Here is a 14,510-nt window from a genome sequence, read left to right as displayed (position 1 = left end):
GCGGCTGCCCCGGCCGTGGCGCCCCCGATGCGCTCCGGCCGGAGTGCCACGATGTGCTCCGGCCAGGGGGCCCGTTGCGCTCCGGCCGGGGCGCAACGGGGCACGGCGCCGCGGTCAGCCGTAGATCCGGGCGTAGAGGTCCTGGATCTGCTCGGCGGTCGGGACGACGGGGTTGTTGGCGGGGGAGCCGGACGCCAGGGCCTGCTCGGCCATGAGGGGCGTCAGCCGCTTCCAGGCGGCCTCGTCGACGCCGTACACGCGGGGCGTGGGGACCTCCAGGTCCCGGCAGAGGACGCGGAGCGCGTCCACGAGCTTGTCGGCGGCCGCGTCGTCGGAGTCCGCGGCGGTCGCCGCGCCCAGCGCGCGGGCGCAGTCGGCGTACCGGCCGGGCGCCGCGGACACGGAGAAGGCGGTCACCGCGGGGAACAGCATCGCGTTGGACAGGCCGTGCGCGACGTGGAAGTGGGCGCCGATCGGGCGGCTCATGCCGTGCACGAGGGCGACGCTGGAGTTCGAGAAGGCGATGCCGGCCTGGGTCGCGGCGAGCATCATGGCCTCGCGGGCCTCGGCGTCGGAGCCGTCCGCGTAGGCGCGGCGCAGGTGGCGGCCGATGGTGCCGATCGCCGTGAGGGCGAGGCTGTCGGAGAAGGGGTTGGCCTTGCGGCTCACGTACGCCTCGACGGCGTGGGTGAGGGCGTCGATGCCGGTGTCGGCGGTCAGCCGGGGCGGCATCGACATGGTCAGCTCCACGTCGACCACCGCGGCGAGCGGCAGGAACGCCGGGCCCAGGCAGAGCATCTTCTCGTCGGTGGCGCTGTCGGTGATGATGGTGAACTGGGTCGCCTCCGATCCGCTGCCGGCCGTGGTGGGGACGGCGATCACCGGCAGCGCCGGCCCGACGTTGACGCGCGGCGCCTTGAAGTCGCGCATGTGGCCGCCCTGGACTCCGAGCAGGGCGAGGGCCTTGGCGGTGTCCATGGGGCTGCCGCCGCCGAAGCCGATGACCGAGTCCGCCTCGTGCTCGTCGAGCGCCTTCACCCCCGCGGCCAGGGAGGCGGTCGTCGGGTCGGGCACGGTGTCGGAGAACACCCGCGGGTGCAGACCGGCCTTGTGCAGAGTGGCCGTCAGGCGCTCCGCCGCGCCCGTCCCGACCAGGAACGCGTCCGTGACGACGAGGGGGCGGTTCAGCCCCAGCCCGAGGATGACGTCGCCCAACTCCTCGGCGGCGCCCGGCCCGACGCGCAGGATCCGGGGCAGGGAAAGGCTGGCAACCATGGAGGACCTCTCGACGGTGGGGGAGGGTGGGTGGGCGCTCCGCCCGGCGCGGGTTCGACTGTGACGCCCGCGCGTTGTGCGTTCAATCGTCAATCGCGCAGACCTGGTGTGCAGAAATGCAGATACGCTGGCCGGGTGCACCCCCGTTCCGGCCCGGTCGGCGAGGATCCGGCCCCACCGCCGCAGCCGGACCGCGGCGGGATCGACCCGCGCAGGCTCCGCGCGGACGACCTCCGCTACCTGCTGGCCGTCGCCCGCACCGGGCGCCTGGTGGCGGCGGCCGACGCGCTCGGCGTGGACCACACCACGGTGTCCCGCCGCATCACCGCGCTGGAGCGCAGCCTCGGCGTGCGGCTGATGGAACGCGGCACCGAGGGCTGGGCCCTGACGGAGGCCGGAAAGGCCGTCGCCCAGGGCGCCCGCGCGATCGAGGACGCCCTCGTCCACGTCGTCGACGCGGTGTCCGGTCAGGACGCGCCGTCCCTCCACGGCACCGTCCGGGTGAGCGCCCCGGACGGCTTCGGCACCCTCGTCGTCACCCCGGCACTGGCCCGGCTGCGCCGGCACCACCCCGGACTTCAGGTCGAACTCATCACGGCCACACGGCAGTTGACCCTGCGCCCGGCCGGTTTCGACCTCGCCCTGGCGATCGGCAGGCCGCCCAGGAGCCGGTTGGTGACCGAGCACCTCACCGACTACGCGCTGGGCCTGTACGCCAGCGAGGAGTACCTCGCGCGTTGCGGGTCCCCCGGGACGGTCGCCGACCTGCGGGACCACGCGCTGGTGTTCTACATCGAGTCGATGCTGCAGGTCGGCGACCTCGACATCGAACGCCATCTGCCGGGTGTCACCCCCGCGTTCTCCTCCACGAACGTCTTCGCACAGCTCGAAGCCACCCGCCTGGGGTCCGGCATCGGCGTGCTGCCGGCCTTCCTCACCGGTCGGGTTGGGCTGCGGCGGCTGCTGGCCGACGAGGTCGACATCCGCCTGCCGATCACGCTGGCCGTCCGGCGGGAGGCGGTCACCCACCCCGCTGTACGGGCGGTGCGCGACGCCCTGCACCAGGAGGTCGCCGACCGCCGCGCCGAACTGCTCCCGGAGTAGCCGGGCCCGGCCGCCCCCGCCCCCGCCCCCGCCCCCGCCCCCGCCCCCGCCCCCGCCCCCGCCCCCGCCCCCGCCCCCGCCCCCGGTGCCGGTTGTCGGGCGGTCGGTCGGACGGCGTCGGGGGCCGCGGCGTGCGCACGCCGCGGCCCCCGCTTGCCGTCGTCGGGTCAGGAGGTGGTGAGGGCGGTGTCGTCGAGGACGAAGCTGGTCTGGAGGGAGGAGTCCTCGGTGCCGGTGAACTTGACGGTGACGGTCTGGCCGGCGAACGCGGACAGGTCGTAGCTGTGCACGGTGTAGCCGGCGGCCGCGTTGAGGTTGCTGAAGGTCGCCAGGGTGGTGGAGCCGGCCTGGACGGTCAGCTTGTCGTACTGGGTGGAGGTGGTGCTCTCCGCGGTGTCGATGTGCAGGTAGAAGCTCAGCGTGGCCCTGCAGCCGGCCGGCACGGTGACCGACTGGCTCAGCGTGTCGGTGTGCGTGCTGCCGTAGCCGTCGAGCCAGGCCTTCCAGCTGCCGCCGTGCGCGGGTTCACCGCTGGAGTTGTCGATCACGCCCGAGCTGGCCGTCCAGGGCGAGGCGCTGCCGGTCTCGAAGCCGGGGTTGCCCAGCAGCTGGGTGCCGGTGCAGCCGCCGCCGGTGCCGGTGACGGTCCAGCCGAAGGTGGTGGAGCCGCTGGCGCCGGTGCCGTCGGTGGCGGTCACCGTCACGGTGGAGCTGCCCGCGGTGGTCGCGGTGCCGGTGATCAGGCCGGTGGAGGCGTTGATGGACAGCCCGGCCGGCAGGCCGCTCGCGCCGTAGCTCAGGGTCTGGCCGGTGGCCGAGTCGGTGGCGTGGATCTGCAGGCTGGCCGAGGAGCCCTGGGCGGTGCTCTGGTTGCCCGGGTTGGTGACGGTGACGGTGTTGCCGCCGGTGCTGCCGGAGGTGAAGGCGGCGGTGCCGTTGGGGGTGCCGAGCCCGGTCGGGCCGTCGTAGCCGGCGCCGGCGGTGCACAGGTAGGACGGCGAGCAGCTGCCGTTGGCGCCACTCGTCACGTCGAACAGGGAACCCGTGTGCGCGTACGGGTAGGAGGCCGGGGTGGTGCCGGAGGCCGGAGCGCCGGCGAGGGCGTAGACCGCGGCGATGATCGGGGAGGAGGCGCTGGTGCCGCCGTAGACGTTCCAGCCGGAGCCGCCGTAGGTCTGGTAGACCGCGACGCCGGTCGCCGGGTCGGCGACGGCCGAGACGTCGGCGACGGTGCGCTTGCCGCAGCCGGAGTCGTGCTGCCAGCTGGGCTTGGCGTCATAGGCGGAGCAGCCGGAGCCGGCGCCGTCACCGCCCGAGCTGCTGCCCCACACCGACTCGCTCCAACCACGGGTGTTGGAGGCGTGGTTGAGGCTGGTGCCGCCGACCGCGGTGACGTACTGCGAGGCCGCCGGGTACTCGACGCCGTAGCCGGAGTCACCGGAGGAGACGGTGATCGCGACGCCCGGGTGGTTGAAGTAGCTGGAGTCGGAGGTCGGGTCGGTGGAGTCCTCGGAGCCGCCGTAGCTGTTGGAGACGTACTTGGCGCCCATCGAGACGGCCGTGTTGACCGCGGCGCCCAGGTTGTCCATGGAGGCGTCGTCGGACTCGACCAGCAGGATGTGGCAGTTGGGGCAGACCGCGCTGACCATGTCGACGTCGAGCGAGATCTCGCCGGCCCAGCCGCTGTCGGCGGTCGGGTAGCTGGTGCCGCCGCGCTGGTCGACCTTCTTGAAGCAGCCGTTCGCGGTGGTGCACGCCGGCAGGTTGTACTGCGAGCGGTAGGTGGCGAGGTCGGACTCGGCGTTGGGGTCGTCCTGGGCGTCCACGATGGCGACGGTGGCGCCGGAGCCGGCCGAGGCGGGGAGCTTGTACGCCGAGGCGAGGTCGCTCGGGCCGTACCCGGACGGGTTGATGTTCGGGGCCAGCGTCAGGTGCTGGGCCAGGTCGGTGCGGACGAGGGCCAGGCAGGCCATCTCGCCGGGGTGGCTCGGGGCGGCACAGACCCGCTTGGTGGCGGCGCCGGCCGTGGGCGCGTCGCTCTGGGCGTTCGCGCTCGGCGCGGCGATCGCGAGCAGACCGGTCGCGGCCATGGCCATGGCCGGCAGGGCGGCGAGCAACCTGCGCGCCCTGGGCGGGCGCAGGCTGCTGCTGGGGGAGTGGGAGCGCAAGAGTCGACCCTCCGTGGGGGACGAGGGCGCGGCCGGTGCCGGCAACGGGGTGTTCGCCGGTACGGGCTCGGGCCCGTGCTGACGGATCGCGGCATGTGCTGGCCGGCCCCGGCGGTGGCCGCGGACCGGCGTGGTGCTTGCGCTGTACGGGAGGTGGGGGGATGGCCCCGGAATGCGGCATGTCAGGCGCATGACAGCCGAGATGGCATCGGGGGGCCGCACCGCAGGCGTTCCTTGTCGCGCGGTGTCGCCCCGAGGTTACTGACGGGTCTTCCGGCGCCTCAAGGCGTCGCGCGCAGCCTTTACCGGGCTTTGTCCATGAATTGCCCAGCGAATGACGCGGGTTGGCCGCCGGTGCGTCGCCGTCCGCGGCGGGAACGCCCCACCGGACGGCACCGGGCCCCGGCCCGCCCGCTGGGCCCCGGCCCCGCCCGCTGGGCCCCGGCCCCGCCTGCCGGACCTCGGGCCCGGCAGGCGGGGGAGCCCTACACCGGGACTGTCACGAAGGTCTGCCCGGACTCGTTGACGACCGACACCGAGGCCACGTCATCCGGTGCGACGATCGCCGAACCATCCAATGTGGTACCGGACTTGGCGCCCACGGTGGAGACCAGCCAGCTGCCCGCGTCCGCCGTCGCCCCGCTCCTGGCGTTGACCACCAGGTGGCAGCGCTGGCCGGCCGGGATTCCGGTGACCGCCGCGTTCACCCGCACCCAGCCCATGGCCGGGGTCACGGTCAGCGTCATTCGGGCACCGGTGGCCGGATCCGTCACGGAGCCGCTCCTGGTCCCGGCCGGTGGTGGGGTGGCGGTGGCGATGGAGGTGGCGGTCGGGCCGGCGGCCACCGGCGGTGTGGTGACCGTGCCGCGGCCCACGGTGATCCCGAGGATCAGCGCCGCGGCCGCCGCGACGGCCGCGACCGCGCCCACCCGGGCCCGGCGCCGGCGCAGCGCCGAGCCGCGTTCCGTCCGTGCCTGCCGCAGGGTGCGCTGCAGCAGCAGGTCACCGCCCGCGGGCGGTCCGTCCACCAGCAGCTCGGGCGGCACCTCGCCCAGGACGGTCTCCAGCTCCCGCAACTCGGCCACCTCCTGACGGCAGGCCGGGCAGTCGGCCAGGTGCCGTTCGACCGCCGCCGACTCGTCCGGGTCGAGCACGCCCAGCACGTGGGCGCCGACGAGCTCGGCGATCCGCTCGTGCGGCACCGCGCCCGTGCCGTTCGCGCCCGCACCGTTCGCATCGGTGCCGTTCGTGGTCACATCTTCAGTGCCCATGCCGCCCGTGTCCGCGTCGTCCCTGGTCACACCGACACCTCCTGCCACGTCCCCGTCCTGTCGGTGTACGAGCGCTTGAGCGCCCGTAGCGCGTAGTGCGCGCGGGATTTGACCGTCCCGGCCGGTATTCCCAGCTGCTGCGCGGCCTCGGTGACCGACAGCCGCTGGAAGTAGATCGAGCGCAGTACCTCGCGGTGTTCGGGCGAGAGGCGCTCCAGTGCCTGCGACATCACCAGTGTCTCCACCACGCCCTCGGCGTGGTCGCGTTCGACCGGTACGGTGGCCGCCGCCTCGGAGACCTCCGCCACCTCGGCCGGTCGGGCGGCCCGGGCCCGGAACCGGTCGGTGATCAGGTTGCGTTCCACGGTCAGCAGCCAGCCGCGCACCGATCCGCGAGCCTCGGTCAGTGCCTCGGGGTTGCGCCAGGCCCTGATCAGGGTTTCCTGCACGGCGTCCTCGGCCGCCGCGCGGTCGCCGGTGAGCCGGACGGCGTAGGCGAGCAGTGCGCCGCCGTGCTGCTCGTAGAGCGTTCGGATCAGTGCCTCGTCGGCGGCGTCCTGCCGCCTGCCCGGTCGTGTCCTCGCCATCCGCCATTCCTCCGTCGTCGGGTGCCACGTCCAGCACGTACGCGGCGGCCGTCCGGTTCAACCGGATTCCCGACAGCTGCGGTCCTCGTTGAGGCAGGCCACCACGGTGGCCGTCTGCCGGTCGGTCATCAGGTCGACGAACACGCCGTGGTCGGTGAGCGGGCTGTGCTGCTGCTCGGGGAAGGCGTCCAGGGCGAAGGCCCGGGGCGGGGGCGGGCGGTAGCCGATGGTCACCCGCAGGTGCGGGATCGCGAAGGTGTCGTGCGGGCAGAGGCCGGTGGCGGACGGGAACCGCACGTGGGAGCGGTGGCCCGGGCTGTCGGTGCCGCGCCCGTCCCAGCAGCTGGGGAAGTCCAGGGTGCGGGTGAGCAGGCTCCCGGCGGGGCACAGCGGGTAACGGTCGGTGGTCGTGCGGCCGGTGAAGCCCGTACAGCCCCAGCGGGCGCCGGCCTCGGCGCCGCCGTCGGTGGCCGCGGTCGGGTCGCCTTCCAGGAGTCGGAGGAAGCGCGGCATCGGCACGACCTTCGCCCACGGGTTGCCGAGGTACTCGATGGTGACCGTCTCGGGGACGAGGATCTCGCCGGTGTTGCCGTGCGGGGCGTCGGCCGCCTCGGCGGTGTGCGTCGCCGGGCCGCCTCGGTCGGTGCGGCGCAGCACCGGCCAGTAGTACGTCGAGCGGTCGCCGTCGGTGCAGGTGGTCGCGGCGGAGGCGAGGCTGTCGTCGGTGGAGTTCGCATCCGTGGAGAGGTTGCCGACGTAGTCGTGTACGTGGTGGGCGCCGCCCACCGTCCCCGGGGAGACCACCACGTTGTCGGCGTTGCGGTGGCCCTCCTGATTGTGTCCGCAGTCCTGCGTGTACGAGCCGCCGGAGGCGTCCGGCCCGACGGCCGGCGGGGCGAGTGCGGTGGCTGCCACGGTGGTGATGTCGACGAACCCGGACGCCGGTTCCGGCCCGCTCGGCCGGAACCTGACGACCAAGAGCGACAGTCCCAGCGCGAGACAGAGCAGGACGCCGACCGGGAGGGCGACACCCCCCGCCCGGTGGTGATTGCGGTTCTGCTGCACCGCGACAGTCTGGGCGACCGGCCACCGCACGGGCAAGGCGGCGCCGGCCGCCTCGCCGTCGTGTGCGGCCGGTCAGTAGCCTCCGGAGTAGCCGCCGCCCTGCGAGGCGCTCGGCGACGCGGCCGGGGCCGATGGCTGCCCGGTCGAGCTCGGCGCCTTCTTCCCCTCGGGCGTGCTCGCGAACCACGTGCCGCCGACGCCCTGCCCGTTGGTCTGCCCCGCCGCGGTGTCCCCCGCGAAGCGGTAGAGCGGCCAGCCGTTGAGGGTGACCTGCTTCGTGCCGTCCGGCCGGGCCACACTGCCGACCAGGGTGGAGTCCACGCCGGTGACCTGCACTGCGTCCTGGGCGGTGAGCGGCGGCCACTTCGCGGCGCAGGCGTCGACGCAGGTGCTCGCGGACGGCTTGGCGGTGTCCTTGTCGAAGCGGTACAGGGTCCGACCGGCGGAGTCGGTGACGACCGGCCCGAGCGTGGCCGACTTCACGGCCACGAGTCGGACCCCGCCCGAGCCGCCGGTGGCCGTGGCGGACGACGTGGCGGCCGCAGTCGGAGGGGCGGCGGTGGGCGCTGCCGCGCTCCCGCCGGAGCCGTCGGCCGTGTCCGGCCCGCAGGCGCCGGCGGTGAGCGCGAGCACGGCGACGCCTGCGGCGGCGAGCAGGCGACGCGCGGCGAACCCGGGCACGGCGTACTTGGGCATGGCGTACTTGGGCATGACGAACTCCCCCTGGAGGACGGGTGTTTGACGATCCGGGCGGGATTCGCCCAGGCACTCTCCACACGAGTCCCGAGCGGGAACGGTTCAACGTCGACGAGAAATGTTTTCGCCTTCGGGTGCGGTTGATCGCCCCGCGGGTCGGCCGGCCTTCGGCACGGCCGGGACGCCACGCGCGGTTCGAGCGGGGTGACGGGCGGTTGGGAGGCCGGGAGGTGCGGTCGGCGCCGTGCCGGTGCGGGGCGTCGCGCGGGGCGCAGCAGGCCTCGGTGCGGCCGTGCGGCGATGGGGTGTTCCGATCCTGATCGATTGTCGGCGTGCTCATCCGGTTGCCTCTGGTGCTTCAGCGTGGCGTCAGTAACATGAGCAGTCCTCATATTCAATCAGGAGGTCGCCATGCCGGACCGCTACGACCTGCCGCCGGGGTTCCGCTGGGGTGCCGCCACCGCCGCCTACCAGATCGAGGGGGCAGTGGCGGAGGACGGGCGCGGGCCCTCCGTGTGGGACACCTTCGTCGCCCGGCCCGGGGCCGTCCGCGACGGGCACACGGGGGCGGTGGCCTGCGACCACTACCACCGCTATCCCGAGGACATCGAGCTGATGCGCGGCCTCGGCCTCGACGGCTACCGCTTCTCCATCGCCTGGCCCCGCATCCAGCCCACCGGCGCGGGCGCCGTGAACCCCGCCGGCCTCGCCTTCTACGACCGCCTCGTCGACGCCCTCCTCGACGCCGGCATCACCCCACTGCCCACCCTCTTCCACTGGGACCTCCCGCAGGCCCTCGAAGACACCGGCGGCTGGCTCGACCGTGACACCGCGTACCGCTTCGCCGAGTACGCCACCGTCATGGCCGACCGCCTCGGCGACCGCATCCCCACCTGGATCACCCTCAACGAGCCCTTCGTCCACACGGTGTTCGGCTACGCCCTGGGCACCCACGCCCCCGGCCGCGCCCTGATGTTCGAGGCGCTCCCCGCGGCCCACCACCAGCTCCTCGGCCACGGCCTGGCCGCCGCCGCCCTCCACGAGCGCGGTCTCGCGGTCATGCTCTCCAACAACCTCACCCCCGTGCAGCCGGCCTCCGCCTCGGAACCCGACCTGGCCGCCGCCGCGGCCTACGACACCCTCCACAACCGCCTGTTCACCGACCCCGTCCTCCTCGGCCGCTACCCCGACCTCTCCGTCCTGGGCGTCCCCGACGACGTCTACGGCGCCGTCCGCCCCGGCGACCTGGAGCTCATCCACACCCCCGGCCTCGACGGCCTCGGCGTCAACTACTACAACCCCACCCGCATCGCCGCCCCCACCGACCCGGCCCTCCCCTTCGACCTCGTCGACATCCCCGACGTCCCCCACACCGCCTTCGGCTGGCCCGTCGTCCCCGACGGCCTCCGCCACCTCCTCGTCCACCTCCGCGACACCTACCGCGCGGCCCTCCCGCCCCTCACCATCACCGAGAACGGCTGCTCCGTCGACGAGACCGCCACCCCCGACCACCCCCGCATCGACTACCTCGCCACCCACCTCGACGCCCTCGCCCAGGCCGCCGCCGAAGGCGTCGACGTCCGCGGCTACTACACCTGGTCTCTCCTCGACAACTTCGAATGGGCCGAGGGCTACCACCAGCGCTTCGGCCTCGTCCACGTCGACTTCGCGACGCAGCGGCGGACGCCGAAGGCGTCGTACGCGTGGTACCGCGACCTGATCTCTGCTCACCGGTCAGGTCGTGAACGGTAGTTGGGTGCGGCGGTGGAGGGGAATGACAGGGTGTTCAGCAGGTCCGGAAGCCGGCGCCAAGGGTTCTGTCAGTGGTCGAAACCATGTGCAAGGCCGGTCTTGACCCGGCGAGACAGGTCGTCCGACCCTGCGGGCTGCGGGACGACCTGTAGTGCTCAGCGCCGAGCTCCCGGCGTCAGCTGCCCCCGGTCGCCGCGCGGGCGCGGGAGGCCTCGATCTCGGCGTACGCCTCGGCCTTGTTGGCCCAGTGCGAGCCCTCGACCGACTTCCCGGGTTCGAGGTCCTTGTAGACCTCGAAGAAGTGGGTGATCTCCATGAGGTCGAAGGAGCGTACGTCCTCGATGTCCTGCAGGTGGGAGAATCGAGGGTCGTGCGCGGGCACGCAGAGCACCTTTTCGTCCGGCCCCTTCTCGTCGGTCATCACGAACATGCCGATGGCGCGGCAGGTGACGCTGCATCCCGGAAAGGTCGGCTCCCCGACGATGACGAGCGCGTCAAGAGGGTCACCGTCCCCGCCGAGGGTGTGCTCGATGAACCCGTAGTCGGCTGGATATCGCGTAGCAGTGAACAGCATCCGGTCCAGGTGGATCCGCCCGGTCTCATGGTCCATCTCGTACTTGTTGCGCGAGCCCTCGGGGATCTCGACGATCACTTCGAAGTCCATGGCGGTGTCTCCCAGCGCGTTCGTCGGCGTCATGCGTCGCCGCCGGCCCCTAGGCCTCCATTCTCGGGCGGGTCAGCAGTGGTCGCACGGTGGGTCACCCGGTTGGCGCCGATGCTCTGAGGGCCTCTGGCACCAGGGGTTAGCCTCGGTTTGAACAGGGGCCAACCCCTGACGGGCGCCTGGCGCAGGGCGCACCAGCGCAACGTCAAGGAGGACGGCATGGTCGGTGTCCGGACCGCGGTCGCACCGGTGCTGACCGGGTCGGACCGAACCCTTGTGATCGTCGTCGCGGCCATCGCGGCCGGTGCCCTGGTGGTGGCCTGGGCACTGGCACGGCAGGTGCTCGCCGCAGATGAGGGCACCCCGACCATGCGGCAGATCGCCGGAGCCGTGCAGGAAGGCGCGAACGCCTATCTCGCGCGCCAGTTCCGCACGCTTGGGGTGTTCGCCGGGGTGGTGCCGTTCGTGCTGTTGCTGCTGCCGGCGGACAGTTGGGGGCAGCGGATCGGCCGTTCCGTGTTCTTCCTGGTCGGGGCCGTGTTCTCGGCGGTGACCGGGTACGTGGGGATGCAGTTGGCGGTACGCGCCAACGTTCGAGTGGCCGCGGCGGCGAGGGCGGCCGCGACACGGGCGCCCGCCGAGGGAGAGGCGTCGGCCGCGCCGCAGGCGGTGCGCTCGGATTCGCACCAGGCGATGCGGATCGGCTTCGGCACCGGCGGGGTGGTCGGTATGTTCACCGTCGGGCTCGGCCTGCTGGGGGCCACGGCGGTGGTGCTGATCTATCAGGCGAACGCACCCGAGGTGCTGGAAGGGTTCGGCTTCGGCGCGGCACTGCTGGCGATGTTCATGCGGGTGGGCGGGGGGATCTTCACCAAGGCCGCCGACGTGGGGGCGGATCTGGTGGGCAAGGTGGAACAGGGGATTCCGGAGGACGATCCGCGCAACGCGGCCACGATCGCCGACAACGTGGGCGACAACGTCGGGGACTGCGCGGGCATGGCGGCAGACCTCTTCGAGTCGTACGCCGTGACCCTCGTCGCGGCACTGATCCTGGGCCGTGTCGCGTTCGGCGACGTCGGGCTGGCCTTTCCGCTGGTGGTGCCCGGCATCGGGGTGCTCACGGCGGTGCTCGGCATCGCCCTGGTGTCGCCGCGGGCCGGTGACCGCAGCGGGATGACCGCGATCAACCGCGGTTTCTTCGCCTCCGCCGGCGTATCGCTGGTTCTCGTGGCCGGCGCCGTATTCGCATTCCTGCCGGCCCACTTCTCCGGTCTCCACGGGGTGCCGGCCGAGATCACCCTGCACGCGGGCAGCCCGCGGCTGTTCGCTCTGGCCGCAGTGGCCATCGGTATCGTGCTGGCAGCCGTGATCCAGCAGCTCACCGGCTATTTCACCGAGACCAGCCGCCGCCCGGTGCGGGAGATCGGTAGGACCTCGCTGACGGGCCCGGCGACTGTGGTGCTCTCGGGTGTCGCGCTCGGCCTGGAAGCAGCCGTGTACTCCGCGGTGGCCATCGGCGCAGCCGTGTACGGCGCCTACCTGCTCGGCGGCGGCTCGCTGATCCTCGCACTCTTCGCGGTCGCGCTGGCCGGCACCGGGCTGCTGACCACCGTAGGCGTGATCGTCGCGATGGACACCTTCGGTCCGGTCTCCGACAACGCGCAGGGCATCGCCGAGATGTCCGGCGACGTCACCGGCCGGGCCGCCCAGGTGCTCACCGAACTGGACGCGGTCGGCAACACCACCAAGGCGATCACCAAGGGCATCGCCATCGCCACCGCCGTACTCGCGGCCACCGCGCTGTTCGGCTCCTACACCGACGCCATCAACACCGCGGAGGCCCAGGTCGGCCCGGCCGCCCACGGGTCGAGCCTGAGCCTGGCCATCGACCAGCCCAACAACCTGGTCGGTCTCCTCGCCGGTGCCGCCGTCGTCTTCCTCTTCTCCGGCCTGGCCATCAGTGCCGTCTCGCGCTCCGCCGGTGCGGTGGTCTTCGAGGTCCGCCGACAGTTCCGCACCCGGCCCGGGATCATGGACGGCACCGAACGGCCGGAGTACGGCCGGGTGGTGGACATCTGCACCCGCGACGCGCTGCGCGAGTTGGCCACGCCGGGCCTGCTCGCCGTCATGGCCCCGATCGCGATCGGCTTCCTGTTCGGTGTCGGCTCGCTGGGCTCGTACCTCGCCGGTGCGATCGGAACGGGCACCCTGATGGCCGTCTTCCTGGCGACATCGGGCGGTGCCTGGGACAACGCGAAGAAACTGGTCGAGGACGGCCACCACGGGGGCAAGGGCAGCCCCGCCCACGCGGCCACCGTCATCGGCGACACCGTGGGAGACCCGTTCAAGGACACCGCCGGACCGTCCATCAACCCCTTGCTGAAGGTGATGAACCTGGTCTCGCTGCTGATCGCCCCGGCCATCGTCAAACTCAGCTTCGGTTCCCACGCCAACCTCGGCCTTCGGCTGGCCATCGCCCTGGTGGCGCTGGCGGTCGTCATCATTGCGGTGTGGGTCGCCGAGCGCCGCGGCATCGCTCCCGGGACCGAGGAGGAGCCCCCCGGCACCCGGGCGCCGGAGGAACCGGCCCCCGTCCCGTCGTCGCCGGTCTGACCGCAGATCGACGTTCGAACGCCGGTGGTCGCTCTGCGCCGACTGCTGACGGCGGTGGAGCTTGAGCGGATCGCCCTCGCGGAACTCGGCCCCGGCCCACTGTCGGCCATGAACCCGCTCAGGAAGCTGCGGTGTCGTGTTCCGCCGGGACGACGACGACCGGGAGACGGGCGTGGTGGACGACCTCGGTACTGGTCGATCCCAGGGCGAGGCGTCCCCAGGCACCCGACCCTCGGGAGCCGACGACCAGCAGGCCGGCGTCCTTGCTCGCTTCGAGGAGGACTTGCGCCGGGCGGCCTGGTTCGCAGACGATCTCCACGTTCACGAACGGTTCGCCGAGCTGCTCCTGCAGTTCCTTGACGGAGTCGGCCACCGCCTGCGTGACGAGGTCGCGCTGCTGGGGGACGGGGCCGCGGTCGGGGCCCGAGGAAACCGTCCATTCGAAGCCGGAGCGCCGGGTGGGGGTGTACTCGTACGCGCAGACGGCCCGCAGGCCGGTGGCGCGAAGTCGGGCCTCGCGGAGCGCGAAGGTCACGGCATTCCGGGCCTGGGGCGAACCGTCCGTGCCGACCACGATCGGGCCGAGCGTGTGGCGGGCAGCGGGATCGGCCATGGGTGACCTCCAAGGACTCGGTGCGTGGAGTGGAGTGCGGCCGGCGCGGCCCGTAACGGCTGCGGGTCCGATCGGCCGTCCGTCGCGGGGTGCACTTCTCAGCCTGCCCCTGTCCGTCCATGGGCACCATCGCTGCCCATGATCTGTGTCCGCCCGCGCGGGCACGCCCGGCCCGCCATGTGGCGACGCCTCCCGGGCGCTCCACCCGGGAGGCGTGTGCGCCCTTGGCGCGGGGGCCGGGGGCGGCCGGGTCAGAGCACGAACAGCGTGCTGTACGGCGGGGAGACGCGTACCCGCTGCGATCCGAAGTCGACGAGCACGGCGGTGTCGCCGTCGCCTTCGACGCCGATGACGCGGCCGAGGCCGTACCGGTCGTGGGTGACTCGGTCGCCGACGGCGAAGTGCTTGCGGGGCGCCTCGGGCGGGGCCTTGAAGGGGCTGTTCGGCAGGGGGCGGCGGGCTGCTGCGAAGTTGTTCATCCCCTCCAGTATGCGCCGGAAATCGCGGGAGCGGGCCCATTCGGTGCACTTGCGTTCGAGTGAGGGGTGATAATGCCGCACGCGCAGTCCGGGGCGCCCTGAGCGGTGCCGGCGAGCGCGAGGTGATCACTTGTGCGGCGCCGTCGGGACGAGGGGGCTCGCCGTGTCCGCCGGGATCGTCCTTCCGGGCGCTCGGCGCCGGAACCTCGCGGACGTGTCAACG

The 14,510-nt window shown here is 72.9% G+C and carries 12 protein-coding genes; 3 read left to right on the top strand and 9 right to left on the bottom strand.

Features of this window, described 5'->3' with window-relative positions:
- Nucleotides 1-114 precede the first annotated feature (114 nt).
- Nucleotides 115-1,275 carry an iron-containing alcohol dehydrogenase gene (locus ACIRST_RS37315; protein WP_402808271.1) on the bottom strand — a complete coding sequence of 387 codons (1,161 nt, stop codon included), beginning with the start codon at nt 1,273-1,275 and terminating at the stop codon, nt 115-117.
- Between the two features lie 135 nt (nt 1,276-1,410).
- On the opposite strand from ACIRST_RS37315, the gene ACIRST_RS37310 reads away from it, so the two are divergent.
- Nucleotides 1,411-2,379, top strand: a complete 969-nt coding sequence (locus ACIRST_RS37310; RefSeq protein ID WP_350525821.1) for a LysR family transcriptional regulator — start codon at nt 1,411-1,413, stop codon at nt 2,377-2,379.
- Between the two features lie 167 nt (nt 2,380-2,546).
- Here ACIRST_RS37310 and ACIRST_RS37305 read toward each other — a convergent pair whose 3' ends face one another.
- The 5 genes from ACIRST_RS37305 to ACIRST_RS37285 all read right to left on the bottom strand — a co-directional run bounded on the left by ACIRST_RS37305 (nt 2,547) and on the right by ACIRST_RS37285 (nt 8,181).
- Nucleotides 2,547-4,547, bottom strand: a complete 2,001-nt coding sequence (locus tag ACIRST_RS37305) for a putative Ig domain-containing protein (RefSeq protein ID WP_402808268.1) — start codon at nt 4,545-4,547, stop codon at nt 2,547-2,549.
- A gap of 485 nt (nt 4,548-5,032) precedes the next feature.
- Nucleotides 5,033-5,848 (bottom strand): anti-sigma factor family protein, encoded by an 816-nt coding sequence (locus ACIRST_RS37300; protein WP_402808265.1) that lies wholly within the window; start codon nt 5,846-5,848, stop codon nt 5,033-5,035.
- Nucleotides 5,845-6,405 carry a sigma-70 family RNA polymerase sigma factor gene (locus ACIRST_RS37295; protein ID WP_402808262.1) on the bottom strand — a complete coding sequence of 187 codons (561 nt, stop codon included), beginning with the start codon at nt 6,403-6,405 and terminating at the stop codon, nt 5,845-5,847. Before ACIRST_RS37295 ends, ACIRST_RS37300 begins: the two co-directional genes overlap by 4 nt.
- A gap of 57 nt (nt 6,406-6,462) precedes the next feature.
- Nucleotides 6,463-7,470: a DUF1996 domain-containing protein gene (locus ACIRST_RS37290; RefSeq protein WP_402808260.1), complete on the bottom strand. Its 1,008-nt coding sequence runs from the start codon at nt 7,468-7,470 to the stop codon at nt 6,463-6,465.
- A gap of 72 nt (nt 7,471-7,542) precedes the next feature.
- Nucleotides 7,543-8,181 carry a hypothetical protein gene (locus ACIRST_RS37285; protein WP_402808257.1) on the bottom strand — a complete coding sequence of 213 codons (639 nt, stop codon included), beginning with the start codon at nt 8,179-8,181 and terminating at the stop codon, nt 7,543-7,545.
- A gap of 396 nt (nt 8,182-8,577) precedes the next feature.
- Between ACIRST_RS37285 and ACIRST_RS37280 the strand changes: the two genes are divergently transcribed.
- Entirely contained in the window at nt 8,578-9,918 is a 1,341-nt protein-coding gene (locus ACIRST_RS37280; protein WP_402808255.1) for a GH1 family beta-glucosidase, read from the top strand.
- Between the two features lie 175 nt (nt 9,919-10,093).
- Here the strand turns inward: ACIRST_RS37280 and ACIRST_RS37275 are convergent, their stop codons facing one another.
- Nucleotides 10,094-10,582 carry an inorganic diphosphatase gene (locus tag ACIRST_RS37275; RefSeq protein ID WP_350524457.1) on the bottom strand — a complete coding sequence of 163 codons (489 nt, stop codon included), beginning with the start codon at nt 10,580-10,582 and terminating at the stop codon, nt 10,094-10,096.
- Nucleotides 10,583-10,801: 219 nt separating this feature from the next.
- On the opposite strand from ACIRST_RS37275, the gene ACIRST_RS37270 reads away from it, so the two are divergent.
- On the top strand, nt 10,802-13,195 hold the full coding sequence (locus ACIRST_RS37270) for a sodium-translocating pyrophosphatase (RefSeq protein ID WP_402808253.1): 2,394 nt from the start codon (nt 10,802-10,804) through the stop codon (nt 13,193-13,195).
- Nucleotides 13,196-13,313: 118 nt separating this feature from the next.
- Here the strand turns inward: ACIRST_RS37270 and ACIRST_RS37265 are convergent, their stop codons facing one another.
- Both ACIRST_RS37265 and ACIRST_RS37260 read right to left on the bottom strand, forming a co-directional pair.
- On the bottom strand, nt 13,314-13,808 hold the full coding sequence (locus tag ACIRST_RS37265; protein ID WP_402808250.1) for a universal stress protein: 495 nt from the start codon (nt 13,806-13,808) through the stop codon (nt 13,314-13,316).
- A 251-nt stretch (nt 13,809-14,059) separates the two neighbouring features.
- Complete coding sequence (locus ACIRST_RS37260) at nt 14,060-14,287, bottom strand: hypothetical protein (protein ID WP_350524404.1); 228 nt, start codon at nt 14,285-14,287, stop codon at nt 14,060-14,062.
- Nucleotides 14,288-14,510 lie beyond the last annotated feature (223 nt).

The sequence above is a fragment of the Kitasatospora sp. NPDC101447 genome, assembly GCF_044767225.1.
Classification (GTDB): Bacteria; Actinomycetota; Actinomycetes; order Streptomycetales; family Streptomycetaceae; genus Kitasatospora.
Note: the sequence above shows the minus strand (reverse complement) of the source record. Positions and strands in the feature narration are given on the sequence as shown.

Bases quoted from the DNA above. Each gene is read 5' to 3' on its own strand.
- ACIRST_RS37315 (WP_402808271.1), bottom strand. From the start codon at position 1,275: ATGGTTGCCAGCCTTTCCCTGCCCCGGATCCTGCGCGTCGGGCCGGGC.
- ACIRST_RS37295 (WP_402808262.1), bottom strand. From the start codon at position 6,405: ATGGCGAGGACACGACCGGGCAGGCGGCAGGACGCCGCCGACGAGGCA.
- ACIRST_RS37285 (WP_402808257.1), bottom strand. From the start codon at position 8,181: ATGCCCAAGTACGCCATGCCCAAGTACGCCGTGCCCGGGTTCGCCGCG.
- ACIRST_RS37280 (WP_402808255.1), top strand. From the start codon at position 8,578: ATGCCGGACCGCTACGACCTGCCGCCGGGGTTCCGCTGGGGTGCCGCC.
- ACIRST_RS37275 (WP_350524457.1), bottom strand. From the start codon at position 10,582: ATGGACTTCGAAGTGATCGTCGAGATCCCCGAGGGCTCGCGCAACAAG.
- ACIRST_RS37270 (WP_402808253.1), top strand. From the start codon at position 10,802: ATGGTCGGTGTCCGGACCGCGGTCGCACCGGTGCTGACCGGGTCGGAC.
- ACIRST_RS37265 (WP_402808250.1), bottom strand. From the start codon at position 13,808: ATGGCCGATCCCGCTGCCCGCCACACGCTCGGCCCGATCGTGGTCGGC.
- ACIRST_RS37260 (WP_350524404.1), bottom strand. From the start codon at position 14,287: ATGAACAACTTCGCAGCAGCCCGCCGCCCCCTGCCGAACAGCCCCTTC.